We start from the raw sequence: 17,276 nt of genomic DNA on the forward strand, positions 1-17,276 counted from the left end.
CATGCTTAAATTCAACATCGCCTTTGCTACCTTGCTGGCTATCGGCGCCGGTGCAAACGCACAAAAGAAAACACCTCCTGCCGACAGCAGCGCGAAAAAGACGGACACAGTACCAGCGGCCATTAAGCCTTATGACCAGGTAATCACTGCCAAAGCAAAAACCTATGCCGGCATGTTTAACGTACATTACCTCAATGGCCGTTACTACTTTGAGATTCCGGACAGTATGCTTACACGTGCCATCCTGGTGGTAAACCGCATCGGCAAAGCCGCCACCAATCCGCGCCCTAACATGACCGGCTACGCCGGCGATCAGATCGCTGAAAATGTAATCCATTTCGATAAAGGCCAGGATGATAAAATCCTGCTGAAAGAAATGCGCTTCCAGGAGCGTTCCTGCGACTCTACCGAAAACGGAATGTTCCGTGCTGTGATCAACTCCAACCTGGAGCCTATCGCAGCCGTATTCCCGGTAAAGGCATATAACAAAGCGGCAAATGCCACCGTCATCGACGTGACGGACATCCTCAATACCGAAAATGAAATTTTCCACTTTGGTCCGCAGGTAAAAACCGCGCTGAAAATCGGGGCTGTACAATCGGATAAATCCTTCATCACCGGAATCAAAGCCTTCCCGATGAATATCGAGGTCCGCACCCTGCGCAGCTATCTTTCCACCGGCGCACAACCAGGAGCTACCATCCCGGAAACTTATGAGTTGAACAGCTCCATGGTATTGCTGCCCAAAGAGCCCATGCAGGCACGCTATGCGGATGCACGCGTAGGATTTTTTGCCAGGGGGTATGTAGACTTTGATGCAGACCCGCAAGGCGTAAAAGCACGCTACCTGATAACCCGTTGGCGACTGGAACCAAAGCCGGAAGATGTGGAGAAATACAAACACGGCGAGCTGGTAGAGCCTAAGCAACCGATTATCTACTATATTGATCCTGCTACCCCAAAAAAATGGGTACCTTACCTTATTGCCGGCGTAAACGACTGGCAGAAAGCATTTGAACAGGCCGGGTTTAAAAATGCAATAAAAGCCTTGCCGGCGCCGGAAAACGATTCCACCTGGAGTATTGACGATGCGCGCCACAGTGTGATTGTATACAAACCTTCTACCATTGCCAACGCCAGCGGCCCGCATGTGCATGACCCGCGCAGCGGCGAGATCATTGAATCACATATCAACTGGTATCACAACATCATGCAGCTGGTACGCAACTGGTACATGGTGCAGGCGGGCCCACTGGATGCCCGTGCCCGCAAAATGGAATTCGACGATGAGCTGATGGGGCAACTGATCCGGTTTGTATCCAGTCATGAAGTAGGACACACCCTCGGTTTGGCACATAACTTCGGCTCCAGCTCCACCGTACCGGTAGAAAAGCTGCGTAACAAGGCCTGGGTGGAAGCCAATGGCCACACTCCATCTATCATGGACTATGCCCGGTTCAACTGGGTAGCGCAACCGGAAGATAACATTGGTGAGAAAGGGATTTTCCCTCGTATCGGCGAATACGACAGATGGGCTATACAATTCGGTTACCGCTGGTATCCGCAATACAAATCGCCCAATGAAGAAGTGGCTTTTCTGAATAAACTGGTGATTGATAGTCTGGCTGCCAACCACCGCCTGTTTTTCGGCAACGAATTCGCTGCTTCCGACCCACGCAGTCAGAGTGAAGACCTGGGTGACAACAACGTGCTGGCGGCGAAGTACGGGATTAAAAACCTGCAACGCGTGCTGCCGCAGCTGAGCACGTGGACCCGCGTACCTAACGAAGGCTATGATAACCTGAAAACCATGTACGAAACGGTGCTGCGACAATATATCCTGCTTGGAGCCCAGGTGATGAAGAGCGTAGGTGGCGGCTACCAGACTTTTAAAAGCGTGGAACAGCCGGGCGTACAGCTTTCGCCGGTGCCTTATCAGCAACAGAAGGAAGCGATGAAATTCCTGCAGGACTACCTGCTGACCACCCCTATGTGGCTGATCAACGACACCCTGACCGCGCTTACCGGTACTGACGGAGCCAATTACATCTCCGCAGGACAAAATAACATCCTCTCCCGCCTGATGGCCTCCGGCACAATTATGACGCTAACCCGTGATGCGGCCATGAACAAGGGCATGAAAACATATTCGGCCATTGAAATGTTAGATGATCTGCGTACCGGCATCTGGACGGAGCTGTACAATAATAAACCCATAGACCTGTACCGCCGCAACCTGCAGAAGCTATACGTGGAGCAGTCGAAAAAAGCCTTTAAACAGGTGAATGAGATTGTAATGCGGAACAATGGTAATGGCACGCAGATTTATGTAAACCCCGACCCTACCGGCAACGATGCCTCTACACTGGTGCGTGCGCAGCTGGTAACCCTCCGGGGAGATATCCGTAAGGCGATTCCCCTGCAATCGGGTATTTCAAAATATCACCTGCAGGATATGGAAAGCAGGATTACAATGATACTATCTGGTAAAGAGCAGGAAACAAAATAAGTCCTTAATTCTCATAAGCAAAAACGAAGAATCGGTTGCAGGTATTTACCTGCAACCTTTTTTATTAATGCTTATTTAAGTGTGATATCTACTGGCTGTTTTCCATTCCACGATAGTTGCTGCACTTTTCCATTCCCTTGTTTAACCGTGATCAGTACCGCTTTCCCTTTTCGTTCTGCCGTGATGTCTACATCATCATTGAAAGCACGTATATGCCTGAGTGCCATTTTTTGCCATCCCTGTGGCAGGCTGGGCTGGCACTGAAAGGTATTAAATCCTGTTACCCTGATACCGAACAAGCCTTCAGTTACAATGCGGCAGTACAGGCCACTTTCAGCCGCCAGGTGGCGTTGATCTCCTTCCGGCCATGCTTCAATGGCATAGGGCACGTGTTCTCCGAGCAGGCGTTTACGTGAGTAATCCTGCAGGTATCTGGCGGCACTGTCGGTAGCGCCGGCATTGAAGGTGCCACGGAGGCCATAGAGCAATGCTCTGTCCCAGAAAGTTTTAGAGCCTGCTTCTGTAAGCATGCCGTTGTAGGTCCAGAGGTAAGGGGAATACATGGCTTTGAGCGTACCTTCTTTCCGGTCAAAGATGCCCATGGTGAGCGGAATGCCAATCCAGGCGCGGAGCTTGTCGTTACCGTCGAAATAACGGTACGTATCATATCCCTGTACGTTACTGCCGAAATATTTTTCTATGCTGATTTGCAGGGCCGCAGCTTCTGCGTTAAGTGATTTTGCTTTAGCCGGGTTGTGCAGGGCGAGGGCCAGGTCCGCAGCGCTGATCAGTGCTCCGTAGGTAAGTGCATTCGTGGAAAGATTGATTTTACCAGCGGGGAAGCGTCCTTCCAGTTCATCGGAGTCGGATTGGATAACTCCTTCGCTGGTTTTCTTTCTCCTTAGAAACTCCAGGCACCAATCGATCAGGGGCCAGAGTTGTTTTGCTTCATACGGATCGGCGTATGCCAACGCAAAGCGGGAGGCACCATAGGCTATCATGGCCTGATCACCGCGGTCGCCGGCGCCGTTCCATTTACCTGTCCCCTCAGAGATGATGGAGCTGGGTATAGGTTTATATTCCGGGTTCATGTAGCTGGCAAACCAGCGAAAGCTGTTCATGGCGGATTCATTCCCTTCAATATTACCGAGGAAAGGAAAGAAAGGGTTGGCATATTCGGCCTGGTCGTTGGCCCAGATGGCGGCATAGTAGGCGCCACCGCCAGGGCCATGCATGAGGCCTCCTTTGGTATCATAAATACTTTCGGTTACGCGCAGTTTAGCGAATGCAAACATATTGTTGAGCACCGGGTCCGGTGTTTCCAGCACCAGGTTTTGTGTAAGCCCGGCAGCGAGTGCGGCTCTTTTCTGGTGTTCATATCCGGCTGAAAAGGCGTAAGGCTGATCACAGGTTTTGCGTCCGCTGTATACAATCGCGTATTTCACGATCTCACCGGGCTGAAGGTCGTAGGTGCCGGCGCCATATACGGTGGTGCTCAGGATATATACGCCATAAACACCTTTTTCCGCCTGGGTGCTGTCGCTGGTGGTAGTATTCGGAATATTTATGTGGATGGCGGATTTCCCTGTATTGGCCAGTACGCATTCTTCCAGCAGTGCCGCCTTATCGGTGGATGGGAACAGGTGCCGGGTGAGGGTGACATCCGAACTGAGGTTTGCGTGAACAGTGAGTATACCATTGAAACCAATAGCCGTTACAGTTTCTACTGCCGGCGTATGGTTGATGGCTACCACCGGTGTATTCTTTTCGTCCACGGTCCATTTCAGGCTGGCCTGCGTTTTATTGGGAATGGTACGCAGCATGGGAAAGATCACCTGTTTTTTTATAAAAAAGCGCTGCTGCGGGCCAGTACCGTAGGTGATGATGGCAGAAGTTTGTTTCCCGCTCATTTCAAGCTGGTCCTTATGGGGTGTATCCGCCGGATTGATTTTCCATTCAATTGCCTGGTTGCCCGTAATTTTCCACCTGCTCTGTTGGGCCGCACAGGTAAGGGTAAACCAGCAGAGTGGCAACAATAAGAATTTTTTCATAAAGGCTTCGCTTTGAAGTTTTCCGTAGAATTTAATGTGGAATCAAAGCTAACCCGAAATCAGGTGGGGTATTGAATGGATATTATCTGGAAATAGTACAATATTGCTCACATGGGAGGCAGCAGGGGATGGCTCCCCTGCTGCCTGTAATTATTTAATTGCCACATTCTGTTTAAACGCTGCGAGTTGCAGCTGCTGGCCGTTTACTATCACATTTTCGGAGCGAAGTCCCTCCACATTACCCAGCTTCAGGCCAGGTTCTGCTAATTGCAGCTTTGCATCTGAAACGCGTATATCCGTGATGGTAGCTCTGGCGTGCCCAAACAGTTCACCCCACGTTTGTGCATTGCCGTGAATATTTTTGATCTGCACATTGCGCACGGTGGAGGCAGGCGGCTCCTGGCCCATCAGGTCGAAGTACTGACTCCAGGGCGATACTTTAAAGATGGCGCCTCCGTTTTCTACGGTAATATTTTCGAGCAGGATGTTTTCATATTGCTGCGGAGTATCCGGGCGCAGTTTGAGTCGCAATACGGTTGGTCCGCGGGTGATGCTGTTTTTCACTACCACATCTCTCACAATAGTTGCCTCGCTGCCGCAGGTAACCAGTCCACCGCCTTTTTCCACGATGCAATCGGTGATGGTGATACGTTCTACCGGCGGGCTGCTCAAGTCCTTGAGTGCAAACGGGCCTTTGCTGCCTTTAAGGGCGATGCAGTCGTCCCCAACGGAGAAGAAGCAGCCGGCTATCAGTACATCCTGTGAGCTGTCCACATCAATGCCATCGGAGCTGGGCGCGTGGTTATCCGGCTTGGATACTGCCGGCGCAATGAAGCTGCAGTTTTTCACTACTACCTTGCTGCATTTGTAAATATGCAGGTTCCAGAAACCAGCGTTGAGGAAATGGATGCCACTGATCTGCACATCTTTCGCATTTTGCACCAGCATGAGCCTTGGGCGTTCTACATCCAGGTTTTTGGTTTTACCATCTCTGGCACGTTCATCCCAGAACCTTTTCCAGAAAGGAGCACCGCTGCCGTCCAGTGTGCCCGTACCCGTTATACGGAGGTGATCAGTACCATCCGCATTGATGAGGGCAGCGCGCCACATTTCGAAGTGCCCTTCGATGCGGGTATTGATTTTGGGATAATCGTTGATGTCAGTAGAACCTTTGAGCACGGCGCCTTCCTGTATTTCCAGGTTCACTCCTTTTTTCAGAAAGAGGGAGCCGCTGCGGAAAATGCCTTTAGGGATTACCACCATGCCGCCGCCGCTGGCAGCACATTTATCGATGGCGGACTGTATCGCCCGGGTATTGAGCGTGGTGCTGTCGCCCACAGCGCCGTAGTTAGTGATGAGGTATCGTTTTACTTTCTGTGTTTCAGTAGTTGGATGCAGCGGTAATGCAGCCGGCGAAAAGCCGTAGTCGGTGGTTAAAGCGGCGCAGGTAAAGAGTACTATCAGTTGTTTCATAATCCGGAATACGGTTAATCCGTGTAGAGACGCCTCGCAGGCGTCTATTCGAGCCGGTCTTCGCTGATATCTCCGTTATAATCATCTCGAATGATGGACGAGAAGATAAAGGAGGAGATATATGCGAATAGACGCCTGCGAGGCGTCTCTACGCGGAATGGAAAAATGTTCCTGTACCATCCTGTGTGTCGGTACACGGAATGGAAAATGTTCCTGTACCATCCTGTGTGTCGGTACACGGAATGGAAAAATGTTGCTGTACCATCCTGTGTGTCGGTACGCGGAATGGAAAAATGTTCCTGTACCATCCTGTGTGTCGGTACACGGAATGGAAAAATGTTCCTGTACCATCCTGTGTGTCGGTACACGGAATGGAAAAATGTTCCTGTACCATCCTGTGTGTCGGTACGCGGAATGGAAAATTTTCCCGTACCATCCTGTGTGCCGGTACGCGGAATGGAAAAATGTTACTGAGGTAAGATACAATGCTTTGAATGAAACATTATCCTGTACCATCCTGTGTATAGTCACACGGAATGGAAAAATGTTGCTGGGGTAAGATACAATGCTTTGTATAAAACATTATCCTGTACCATCCTGCAAAAAACATTTACTCATACCTTAGCAGCCGCCTCATCTGGTAAAAAAATCTTTCTATTAACCGTAAATCTTCTGTTACCACTTCTGCATTTCCCTTCAGCTCCTTATCGAACGGCAAGGTCCTGTGGTAGGAGGTCTGGAGGCCATTGGGCAGCATGATTGTTACAAAGTAATTCCCGTCTTTATCCGGTGCATTGGTGATATTTTTGACTTTACCTTCTACCAGACCAAACTCCTGGTAAGGGTAGTTATCCAGCTTTAGTAATACTTTCTGACCTTCTTTTACCTTACCGGAATTTACAGCGGGGAGTTTGAGTCGCCCGATGGGCTGCGCATTTTCCACCGGCATTACCGACAGCAGCACATCCCCGGCTTTAACATACTGCCTGTTGCCCAGCAGCTGCTGGAAGCTAACCACGCCGGCCCCAGAGGCGCGCAGCAGGTAATTCTGCTCCCAGGCGTTGAGGGATTTTCGCAGTTGCTCAAACAGCTGCGTACTTTGGGACGACAGGCTTACCTGGTCTTTTTGTGCGTTGATGGCCGCACCGCTCCTGGTTCGTTCAATACTTACGATGCCTTCCTGGAGCTGCGAAATGGTGAGGTTGATATTTTCCAGGTTTTGCTCTGCCTGCAAAAATTTAAGTTTCTCCTGGTTAAATTCTGAGGCAGATACCACTCTTTCCCTGAACAGTTCCGAGTAACGATCAAATTCCCGTTTGGACACCTCATATTTCGTTTGCTCCAGTTTCTTCTGCAACAGCAAACTGCGGATGCGGCTACGGGATTCAGACAGGCCTTTTTCTGCGGCCGCGTACTCAGGTGAGTAGGGCTGCAGGCGTGCGTAAAGCTGTTCATCAATCATTGCCTTGGCAAAGGCATTATAATCTCCCTGAATATCTCCGAGTTTAAACGAGCGCACCACCTCCACGGGAAACTGCGCTATATGATGGGTATCCAGCGAATCGATGATCTGGCGCAGGCGTATCACATCGCGATAATCAGCGGTGGATTCCAGCACCATCAGCAGCTGGCCGGAATGTACCTGCTGGTGATCTTCCACAAAAATCTGTTCGATCCGGGTGTTGGTTCTTGCTTCCAGCTTTTCGGGCGGGTTTTGGGTAGATATCAGTGCCGTAGCCGGAATAAATTCCGGGTACCGGATCAGGTAGCTCATCACCAAAGTGAGCAGCAAAATGAGGAAGATTACTGTATTCCCGAAACGCACCATCCAGCCGGGTGGCTGCGTGAGGATGTCCTGCACGCCTTCGGAATGCAGGTGTATCGTGTCCAGTATTTCTTTTTTAGTTTCCAAGTTCCAGCTGATTTTTTACGAGTCTGTAATATTCTTTCCGGAGCGCCACCAGTTCATCATGACTCCCCTCCTCTACTACCTTGCCCTTGTCCAGCACAATGATTTTATCTGCATTTTTTACGGTAGACAGCCGGTGGGCAATGATTACGGCCGTTTTGCCTTTCAGGAACTGCTCCAGGTTGCCCATAATGGCCTTTTCGGTATTGGCATCCAGCGCACTGGTGGCCTCATCGAAAAATATATATTCCGGTGCTTTGTATACGGCGCGGGCAATAAATAGCCGCTGTTTCTGTCCGCCGCTGATACCCAGGCCCTCATTGCCTATCTTAGAATTGTAACTCAGCGGCAGGCCCTCCACAAAGTCCTTGATGCAGGCTACTTCCACCGCTTCGCGCAATTGTTTGCGATTGATATTATCTACTCCTACTGCAATATTTCTGGCGATGGTGTCATTAAACACATATCCTTCCTGCATTACTACTCCGCAGCGGTTTCGCCAGTAGCTCGCTGAAACGTGCTGCAACTGTACGTTTCCAATCCTGATATCACCTTCTCCGGGTTCATAAAATTTCATCAGCAGTTTCAGCAGCGTGGTTTTACCACTACCGCTGGCTCCTACAATGGCGGTAGTTTTGCGGTGCGGGATGCGGAGACTCAGGTTTTCGAACACCGGTGTATTGGCACCTGTGTAGCGGAAGGTGACATTATCCAGTGCAATATCCTTTTCCGGCAGGTCAGCGGCTATTTGCACGTGTGGCTGTTCTTCATCCGGCTTTTCATGAATTTCACCTAAGCGGTCAAGGGAAATTTTAGCGTCCTGCACTTGTTTCACAAAGTCCATCAACTGAATCAGTGGCCCGTTGAGCTGACCGATGATATACTGCACGGAGAGCATCATGCCCAGGGTGATATTCCCGTCCAGCACCAGCTTAGCGGCAAGGAAGCTCACAAAAATATCTTTTACCTGGTTAATAAAGTTAGCGCCAACGGTTTGCCATTGTTCGAGCGACAATGCCTTAATCTGGATCTTAAACAGTTTTACCTGCATAAACTCCCAGCCCCAGCGCATTTGCTTTTCCGCGTTATGCATTTTGATTTCCTGCATGCCATTCACCAGTTCTATCACCTTACTTTGCTCCTGGGCTACCTGCGAAAATCGTTTATAGTCGAGCTCTCTTCTCTTCTTAAGAAAAAAGGAAATCCATGCTACTGATAAACCAGCCCCCAGCAGGTAGATCAGGAACAGGCGGTAATCGTACATCAGCAGCACCACACTGAAGATCACCAGGTTCACCATGGAGAACAAGGTGTTGAGCGAAGAGTTGGTCAACAGTTGTTCGATACGCTGGTGATCACTGATGCGTTGCATAATATCGCCCGTCATGCGGGTATCGAAATAGCTGATCGGGAGCCTCATCAATTTGATGAAGAAGTCCGACACAATGGAAATATTGATTCTGCTGGAGAGGTGCAACAGGATCCAGCTGCGTGTCAGCTCAATTCCCATTCTCCCTAAAAACAGCATGACCTGTGCCAGCAGCACCAGGTAAATGAAGTTGAGGTCATGATTTTGGATGCCTATGTCCACAATACTTTGTGTAAGGAACGGGAAAATGAGCGATAGTAAACTGCCTGCGAGCAGGCCTAAGGAGAGCTGTCCGATTAGTTTTTTATATCGGAAGAAGTAAGAGAAAAGGAAGGAAAAATTTTTCCGGCTGCGCGGCGTTGCCGACTCTGCTTCATAAAAAACCGGGGTAGGCTCCAATAACAGGGCGATGCCTTCTTCCTCATTATCCTTTTTACCACGGCCTATCCAGCCGTCGATAAACTCCTGTTTGGTGTATTTTATGAGGCCGTATGCAGGATCAGATACGTGGATGGTGGTATTGGCACCGGATTGCTTAATATCGTACACTACTACGAAATGCTGCTGCCCCCAGTGGCAGATGCAGGGCAGTGGCACGTCTTCGACGAGGGTAAGGAAATCTATTTTTACTGCCAGCGTTTTAAACCCTAATCCCTCCGCGGCTGCAGATAGTCCCATCAGGGAGCTGCCTTCCCGCGTGGTTTCTGCCAGCGAGCGGATAGCCGCCAGGTCCGTCATCCGGCCGTAATGGCGGCTGATGATCTTGATACAGGTAGGACCACAGTCTTTCCTGTCGGGCTGCATATAAAAAGGGAATGCTTTCAGCTTCATATCAATTGATTAATGCCGTTAATCCATAACAGGCGATGGCTTGCTGTTTCATCGGGAGCTGCGACCAGTTTTCCCAGTTGTTGGTATACGGATCGTAGCCGCATTTCAGCGGGCGGGAATAGAGATCATTGGGATCTTCCCGGTAGGCGCGACAGTCGGTGCACACATGCCTGAATTCACAATCTTTACAAACTTTAATGTCGTCTTTGCGGATGTTATCGTATTTATGAAAGTCTTTATTGTCCAGCACTTCCTGCAGGTTAGCTGTGGACACGTGGCCATAGCTCTCCGGCAGCGACGGGCAGTTTTTGATATTGCCTTGCAGGTCGATGCTGAGCTTGCGATTGAGGCAGGTGTTATGGTGCTGACTTTCGGTAAACAATTCGATGTTGGTGGTAAAGTAATTGGTTCGGATTTCGCCGCATGCCAGGCAGGAGTTGATGCTCCCTTTGTAGAAGATCACGGGTACGGATTCTGCGAAAATTCGTTCCATTTTATCTACCGGTGACGTATGTACGAGAATTGACTTTACACGCGGGTATTTTTTTACCAGTTGGTCCAGCGATGCCAGTTCCAATGTGAGGTGGAATGGCAGCACCAGTTTGATAAATTTAAGTGTGGTTCCGTTGAATTGCTCCAGCAGGCTGCGTAATTTTTCTAAGGGCAGGTGTTGGTAGCAGCGGATTTCAAGGGCGTGCACCTGTTGGTTAAACAGTTCCCGGAAGAAAGCACTATTATAGTCTATCTCTTCGTTGTATTCGATGATTACGTTGGTAATATCGCCAAAGCGGTCCCAGCTGAGGCTGAGCGGGGTCAGCTCCGGCAGGTGTTGTGTATCGGTGAAGCCCAGTTCCCTGCTGAGGAGGAAGTCGATATAGCCGGTGATGGCTTCTCGGTTATCTTCCCCGTAATAGGCGATGCATTCATCAATACTATGTTGTTGCAGGTAGGTGATTACTTCTGCTGTATCGTTGGGGATATGATAATACCGGCGCATCTGCAGGTCGCACAGCAGCGACATATTAGCACCTGTAACGAGCTGGCAGTTTGCATATAGATTAAAATATTCCATGGTCAGAATTTGGAGATCGTTTTATAATAGCTGAAGAGTTCAAATCCTTCGGAGTTCAATGATTTTGCCTTTTCGAATTTGATGATGTGCCGCCCTGGCTGTGCGTTATTCTTATCCAGGAAGTAGAGTGAAAGCGGCAGCATTTTTTTCTCCTTCAGGTTGCTGATGAATTTCTTTTTCATGGATGTTTAGGTTGAGTGATTTTTCGCGTGCCTTTGGCAGGTGAAAAATCTGTTCATGTTAAAGGGTTGCAGGTTCTAATTCCTGAATGGATTCGCCTAGCAATATTGCCAGCTTTTTTTCCAGATAATAGTTACACGGATACGACACCATACCAAACTGCCCTTCCGGATTAATTTCCAGGAAATAATAATTCCCTTGTTTATCTACCATCAGGTCCACGGAGCCGGTGCGGAAGTGCAGCAGCTTCATGAGCTGGTGCAGCTTAGCTTCCAGCGTTGCCGGTAGTTGATAGGGTACGGTTCTGTTGGGCCGTTCGGTATCATAGTTGCGGAAATCTTCGCGGGTCTTTTGATTATTTTGGGAAAAGATGGCCATAGCGTGCCATTCCCCATTGAGATAGAACGCGCGTATTTCAAATTTCTTCTCTACTTTTTCCTGTACCAGAGAAGGAAAAAAATTTTCCGGCACGAGGTGTAGATTAGCGTGGTGGATGGTTTTGGTGAGCATTTTATATTGTCCACCTGCTGCATCTTCCAGGAAAATACATTCGCTGATTGGTTTTACAATGATTTCAGGGTAGGTGTTCAACAGTGATTCAATTTCTTTTTTGGTGGTCACAACCTCGGTGAAAGGTGTATGGATACTGCATTTTCGGGCAAGTGCGAGCACCTGCAATTTATTGAGGCTATCTTCCGTGAAGGGGTCATTTAACCACTTGTGGCGGTCGATGAGGTGAAACAGGTATGAATGAAGGCCGTTGAATTCGTCGATGAGGAAGCGTTTAAGCGTATACTCCGTGTTGAAGTCCGCTTTTTTCAGCTGGTATTGTGCCGGAAAGCTGTGTATCTTTCTGCGGTACCATACGGCAGCAATATTTTCATTTGCCGGCAGGTCGGTCAGGCGTTGCAGCTGGCACAAATCTTCCCCGTTTAACCGCAGGAAAGGTATCCGCAGGTGCGAAAGCCACTGGCATACGTGATCTGTGGAGCCTTCCAGGTGTGACTGGCTTAAGATGAGGATTTGAGCAGACATGGTATTGTTTTTTTGAGAGAGCACTACCGGCGACGCCGGCAGTGCTGTAATAAGAGTCATAAAAAATATGACGGAAGGAGGTGTTATTATTTATCCTTTTTGTGGTCGCAAATGTAAACATCCGGACCTTCGTAGTGGGTAGGGGTATGAACAGTAGTACCTGCCGCTGATTCGCCGAGGTCGGCTGATAAATCATTGGAAAGCTGCATCAGACCACCTTTAATAGCGTCCAGGGATTCAACTTTTTTCGCATTCAGTTTTGCGAGACTTTTTTTGCTTTTCATAGTTTTCAATTTTAAAATGGTTTTGAAATTTGTTTGTTACAGGTGATTATTTAGGGTCTTTGCGTACGTCAGTTACCCAATGCTGACCATTCCAGGAAGGATAGTTTTCGGTTGTTACCTGCTGATCATCGAAAGAGAATTCAGGTTGCAGTGCCATTAAACCACCTTTTACGGTTTCCGGGGATGTTACCTTTTTGGTAACCAGTTTTTCTAACTTTTTCATGAGATATAATTTTTATTAACGACCTAAAATTAGGAGTCAGGACTAAGTGGGAGAATGGGGAATATATATTTGAGGGGTACGGGTTTATATTCGCAGGATTTGGGGGAATATTTGTGGCGGGCAAGTGGCAGTGTCCGTGTAAGTTAAAGCAGGTCAGGATTTTATGACCTCCCCAGAGGAGGGTATTTGTCTTTTTTGCTCGCAAAGCAGCAAAGCAGGTAAGCAGCTAAGACTTGTATTGCTTGTCGTAAACATGGGAGCTGCCAGGGAGGTAAGCAGCTGAAGATTGTTTCTGGTCCGCCATTGGTGGACCAGAAACAACATAGGGAAAATCTGCGGTCTCCCCTTTGTTGGTAACATATTTCTTTTGAGTAATGGCTATTTAATCTCCAACTTATCAAGTACCGCGTAAACGATCCTGTCGCACCGGATAAGGTGGAATGGAAATACCACATCGTTTTGATAAAATTTGGAGATATGTTCCCGCAGCATCAGCTTGGCCCTGATCTGGCGAACTTTCACATTAACCTTTGAAATATCCAGGGCTTTGGAGGTTTCGGCCACATTGAGCTGGTCGATTTCCCGTAGCACGAATACCGCCCGGTATTTTTCGGGAATACTCAGCAGCGCGTTTTCCAGCACTTTGCCCAGTTCCTTATTCATCATTGCATCCACCGGTGTTTCCCTGGTTTTGGGAATATCCTGGTGTAGGGCCAGGTCTTCGCTGGCTGTTTTTTTCATTCGTTTGAGATGCTGGTGGCACTCATTTATTAGAATTCTTTTTAGCCACGTGCCAAATGCGGCATCCTGCCGGAATTGGTCCAGGTGCTGATATGCGTTGATGTAGGTGAGTTGCATTACATCTTCCACATCCATATCGTTGTTAAGAAACGACATGCCAAGCCGGAACAGGCTTGTATTGTGGCGGCGCATCAGTTGCTCATATAATCGCTTTTCGCCGGCCAGCACTCTGGCAATAAGCTCATTGTCTGTAAACGTGTCAATTGGTTGAATAATCGTCATTCAGTAGGATATTAGGTTTAAAGGAAAAAAGTTATAAAAAAAAAGCCAACATTTTTGTAACCTTTTTTAAAACCCGTCCTCTAATCAATATATACATGTGACCGAAACCACCTAAAAGCACATTTGAGCCCAATGATGACCGTAGAGCAATTCAAACAATCAGGCGTACCCTTACCTGCGTTAACACACCAGCGCGTACAGGAATTAAAGCAGACTCCTAAGGGTCAGCATATTATGATGCAGCCTTTTGCTGCCTTCCCCGCAATGTTGGAATCCCTTACCAACGGCCTGCAGGACAAACTCCTCTCTTTCGAATGGGGTCAGATTTCTCAGACTACCAGGCAGGAAGGGTTGACACTGGAAGGGCTGAAAGAGGATTACCAGTTCCTGGAATTTGTGCAGTTCATTATGTTTGTGAAGTATACGGAGGAAAACAGGAGAAAAAAAGCGAGCTAATCACATCCAGTATATTGAAATACCCCTGAGGTGCACCTCCATGCACTAAATTACAGGCGACTTTAAGGTCGCCTTTTTTGTAAACCGGAGGCACAACAGGAAAGTGTACCTCCGGTTATATCGAACATCCGGGAGAGATGTTGTAATTTATTTCAGATGTTTTTTAAACTCTGCCAGTTTGGTTTCCATTTCTTTCACCGTATCCTCCAAAATAAAACCAGTGAACTTACCTTCCTTCAGGTATTGCTTGCCTGCGTCCACGGCCTGTTGCTGGTAAATTACCGCATTTTTATAATCGTCCATATTGGCGTACAGATCGGCAGTCAGCTGGAGGTAAATGTTAGCCGGTTCATTTGGGTTAGCCAGTTTTTCTTTAATCAGGTCCATGGCAAAAAGGTAGGTTTCCCTTTTCAACCCTTTCTTTTGAGCGATAACGGCAGCAGTGGATCCAATGTATCCAGGTTTGCCTTTCTGCCACTCCCGTGCAAAAGCCATGGCGCTGTCTTCATTAAAATGCTCGATCATGGTTTGGAACTTAAAAAAACCCAGACTTTTGTCCATCATGGTATCCTTACCCATCGCGTCATTAATCACTTCAAGCGCCTGTTCAAACTGGTTTGCTTTTATCGCCTTATCCCAGGACTGCATCACAGCCATAAAAGGCGCCATGGCAGAATCGGCGGCGGCTTCCTTGTGCTGGAATTTTTCACGGGCAGCCTGCACATCATAATCAGGGCTCATCACCAGTCCTACTACGGAATCAATTTCTATTGGATGGCCGATCCACATAATAATACCGTCTTTTATCATGAAAGAACAAGGGATGCCGCTCTGACCGGCGGCCTTCATCCAGCGATTGCCCATTTGCTCATCTTTGGAATCAGTTACCACATTAAAAGCCATTTTATCACCCATACCTTTCACGAATTTGGCTACTTTAGGCCAGGAGCTTTCATAAGGTTTATCTCCTGTTTTTTCCCAGATGTTTACCGCCGTCACAGTTACATCCTGCTTGTGCTGCTTTGCGAACTCGGAAAGATGCGGCATGGAACCGATGCAGGGAGCACACCAGGTAGCCCAGAACTCGAAAATATACAGCCGGCCTTTTTCATAGTTTTTAATAGGTGTACCTTTTAACCAGCTGCCATACTTAAAAGCCGGTGCTTTGTCGCCAATGGAAAGAGAAGGCTTTTCCTGACTGAACCCCTTGGAAATGCTGCCCACCTGTAAAATCAGGGTTAGCAACACACTCACGATCATGATAGTTTTTGCTCTGAAATTCATATTTGTTGGTATTTATTTATGGAGAATTAAATTTTTACAGGCATAGCATGCCCCCTGCGACTGATCGCTCAGCGCACCTAAACCAGGGAATGTCAGGTTGTTAGTTTGTAGGAATTGGAAATACGACTTTAGGATCATCCGGCTGTATTACCAGCTGTTGGCCGTTATTATCAGCTGCCAGCCGGATCATAGGCAAACCATTCCGGAAAAAATCGTAGCCGGCATGGCCTTCAAAAGCCAGCTCCAGGCGCCTTTCCTTCAGGATGGCGGGCAATAATTCCTTGTCTGTGATAGCATTCAGGTCTGTTGCCGGTAGCCCCGCCCTAGTGTGGATCAATTGTAAATCAGCCCTGGCAGCCGCATAATTACCCAGCTTAGCATAAGCTTCCGCTCTATTTAAATATTGCTCCCCTACTCGGAGGTATATATTGGGTGCATGGGTCAGGAGCTGTGCATACAGCACCAGCAGCTTAGTGGTTTCCTTACGGCCGTTGGCAGGGTTTATCCGCAGGAAAGTTTTACGGATGTCTCCATCCTGCAGCAGATGCAGGAATTCTTCTCCTGGCAGAAACGTTCCACCCCCATCGTATTGTGCATCGTAATTATACAATAAGCCAAGGCGCGTAGTGCCGGTAGCGTTATCAAATGCAAAAATGATCTCCTTGTTGCTGGCAAACATGGCGCGGCCCAGCGTTCCTGTTTCATCATCAGCGAACAGCTTTTGATAATCGGCCCCCTGAATCAGGGCGTACTTACCTCCAGAATAATTCAGGGTACTATCCACATAGGTAATCACAGAATCGTTGAACGAAGCATTCGGCTGTGCCAGGCTCCCGCCCATATACAGGTAAACTCTTGAGAGCAAAGCCCAGGCTGCCGCAGTGCTGGCAAAACTGTTGGTTTTGGTTACCGGAGTTTTCATTTGTTGTGCAGCCAGTTGCAGCTCACTAATAATATAGTCATATACTGCTTTTACAGATGCCGGTGCTGGCATATCCGTGAGTGAGCTGCTTGTTTTTATTCCCACACCAGGACTATTAGCAGCATCCTGGTAATATGGCTTGCCATACACGCGGATCAGGTTGAAGTAAGTGCAGGCGCGAAGGAAGTGGTTCTCACCTTCTGCATACAATACTTTATTTTTATCCGCTTCTGTAGAAGAAGAAAAGGATGTTTTTTTGAAAGTGGCAATACCTTCCAGGGTGGCATTCACACCCACAATAATCTGGTAGGCGCCCCGGTAAAATTCATTACTGAAGCCCAACTGCGCGCCTGGACTATTTTGATACGCAAATGCATCCGTTGTTTTCAATACCGGTCCAAAGGTCCGCAAAGTAACATTGTTGCCTCTGCTCTCGGAGATGTTGGCAAGTGGTTCATCGTAGCTGGAAGTAGACGTACCACGGAGCAGGGAATAATTACCCACGGTGGCTTCCACGATACCCGCTGCGGACGACAACTCCCCTTCCTGGTCTATTTTAACCAGCGGTCTGATCTCATCTATTTTTTTATTACATGCCCCTAGCAACGCAGCTGCGCACAACAGCACACTAATATTTTTTTTCATGACTATACTA

The 17,276-nt window shown here is 48.2% G+C and carries 14 protein-coding genes; 2 read left to right on the forward strand and 12 right to left on the reverse strand.

The genetic code is table 11. From position 1 onward, the window contains the following. Position 1 precedes the first annotated feature (1 nt). Positions 2 to 2,509 (forward strand): zinc-dependent metalloprotease, encoded by a 2,508-nt coding sequence (locus BUB18_RS25820; RefSeq protein WP_073086709.1) that lies wholly within the window; start codon positions 2 to 4, stop codon positions 2,507 to 2,509. A gap of 71 nt (positions 2,510 to 2,580) precedes the next feature. On the opposite strand, the gene BUB18_RS25825 is transcribed toward BUB18_RS25820, so the two are convergent. The 10 genes from BUB18_RS25825 to BUB18_RS25870 form a co-directional block, all read right to left on the reverse strand. After that, on the reverse strand, positions 2,581 to 4,560 hold the full coding sequence (locus tag BUB18_RS25825; protein ID WP_073086711.1) for a hypothetical protein: 1,980 nt from the start codon (positions 4,558 to 4,560) through the stop codon (positions 2,581 to 2,583). A 150-nt stretch (positions 4,561 to 4,710) separates the two neighbouring features. Next, positions 4,711 to 6,033 carry a glycoside hydrolase family 28 protein gene (locus BUB18_RS25830; RefSeq protein ID WP_073086713.1) on the reverse strand — a complete coding sequence of 441 codons (1,323 nt, stop codon included), beginning with the start codon at positions 6,031 to 6,033 and terminating at the stop codon, positions 4,711 to 4,713. Between the two features lie 610 nt (positions 6,034 to 6,643). Then, a complete protein-coding gene (locus BUB18_RS25840) occupies positions 6,644 to 7,945 on the reverse strand; it encodes an HlyD family secretion protein (protein ID WP_073086717.1) in 1,302 nt (433 codons plus the stop codon). Continuing rightward, complete coding sequence (locus BUB18_RS25845) at positions 7,935 to 10,142, reverse strand: peptidase domain-containing ABC transporter (RefSeq protein WP_073086719.1); 2,208 nt, start codon at positions 10,140 to 10,142, stop codon at positions 7,935 to 7,937. Before BUB18_RS25845 ends, BUB18_RS25840 begins: the two co-directional genes overlap by 11 nt. Before the next feature lies 1 nt (position 10,143). After that, positions 10,144 to 11,214 (reverse strand): grasp-with-spasm system SPASM domain peptide maturase, encoded by a 1,071-nt coding sequence (gwsS, locus tag BUB18_RS25850; RefSeq protein ID WP_073086721.1) that lies wholly within the window; start codon positions 11,212 to 11,214, stop codon positions 10,144 to 10,146. A gap of 2 nt (positions 11,215 to 11,216) precedes the next feature. Further along, positions 11,217 to 11,396 carry a hypothetical protein gene (locus BUB18_RS25855; protein WP_073086723.1) on the reverse strand — a complete coding sequence of 60 codons (180 nt, stop codon included), beginning with the start codon at positions 11,394 to 11,396 and terminating at the stop codon, positions 11,217 to 11,219. A 58-nt stretch (positions 11,397 to 11,454) separates the two neighbouring features. Continuing rightward, the gene (gene gwsG / locus BUB18_RS25860) at positions 11,455 to 12,429 is read right to left on the reverse strand and encodes a grasp-with-spasm system ATP-grasp peptide maturase (protein ID WP_073086725.1); all 975 of its coding nucleotides are present in this window, start codon (positions 12,427 to 12,429) and stop codon (positions 11,455 to 11,457) included. An 86-nt stretch (positions 12,430 to 12,515) separates the two neighbouring features. Then, positions 12,516 to 12,713, reverse strand: coding sequence for a hypothetical protein (locus tag BUB18_RS25865; protein ID WP_073086727.1), 198 nt, complete (start codon positions 12,711 to 12,713; stop codon positions 12,516 to 12,518). Between the two features lie 46 nt (positions 12,714 to 12,759). Next, entirely contained in the window at positions 12,760 to 12,936 is a 177-nt protein-coding gene (locus BUB18_RS29750; RefSeq protein WP_178372211.1) for a hypothetical protein, read from the reverse strand. Between the two features lie 378 nt (positions 12,937 to 13,314). Continuing rightward, positions 13,315 to 13,959, reverse strand: a complete 645-nt coding sequence (locus BUB18_RS25870) for a sigma-70 family RNA polymerase sigma factor (protein ID WP_073086729.1) — start codon at positions 13,957 to 13,959, stop codon at positions 13,315 to 13,317. A gap of 132 nt (positions 13,960 to 14,091) precedes the next feature. Between BUB18_RS25870 and BUB18_RS25875 the strand changes: the two genes are divergently transcribed. Continuing rightward, positions 14,092 to 14,415 carry a hypothetical protein gene (locus BUB18_RS25875; RefSeq protein ID WP_143160105.1) on the forward strand — a complete coding sequence of 108 codons (324 nt, stop codon included), beginning with the start codon at positions 14,092 to 14,094 and terminating at the stop codon, positions 14,413 to 14,415. Positions 14,416 to 14,562: 147 nt separating this feature from the next. On the opposite strand, the gene BUB18_RS25880 is transcribed toward BUB18_RS25875, so the two are convergent. Then, the gene (locus tag BUB18_RS25880) at positions 14,563 to 15,699 is read right to left on the reverse strand and encodes a TlpA family protein disulfide reductase (protein WP_073086733.1); all 1,137 of its coding nucleotides are present in this window, start codon (positions 15,697 to 15,699) and stop codon (positions 14,563 to 14,565) included. 100 nt (positions 15,700 to 15,799) lie between these two features. Further along, entirely contained in the window at positions 15,800 to 17,266 is a 1,467-nt protein-coding gene (locus tag BUB18_RS25885; protein WP_073086735.1) for a RagB/SusD family nutrient uptake outer membrane protein, read from the reverse strand. Between the last annotated feature and the right edge of the window lie 10 nt (positions 17,267 to 17,276).

The sequence above is a fragment of the Chitinophaga jiangningensis genome (genome assembly GCF_900142605.1).
GTDB classification, from domain to species: Bacteria; Bacteroidota; Bacteroidia; order Chitinophagales; family Chitinophagaceae; genus Chitinophaga; species Chitinophaga jiangningensis.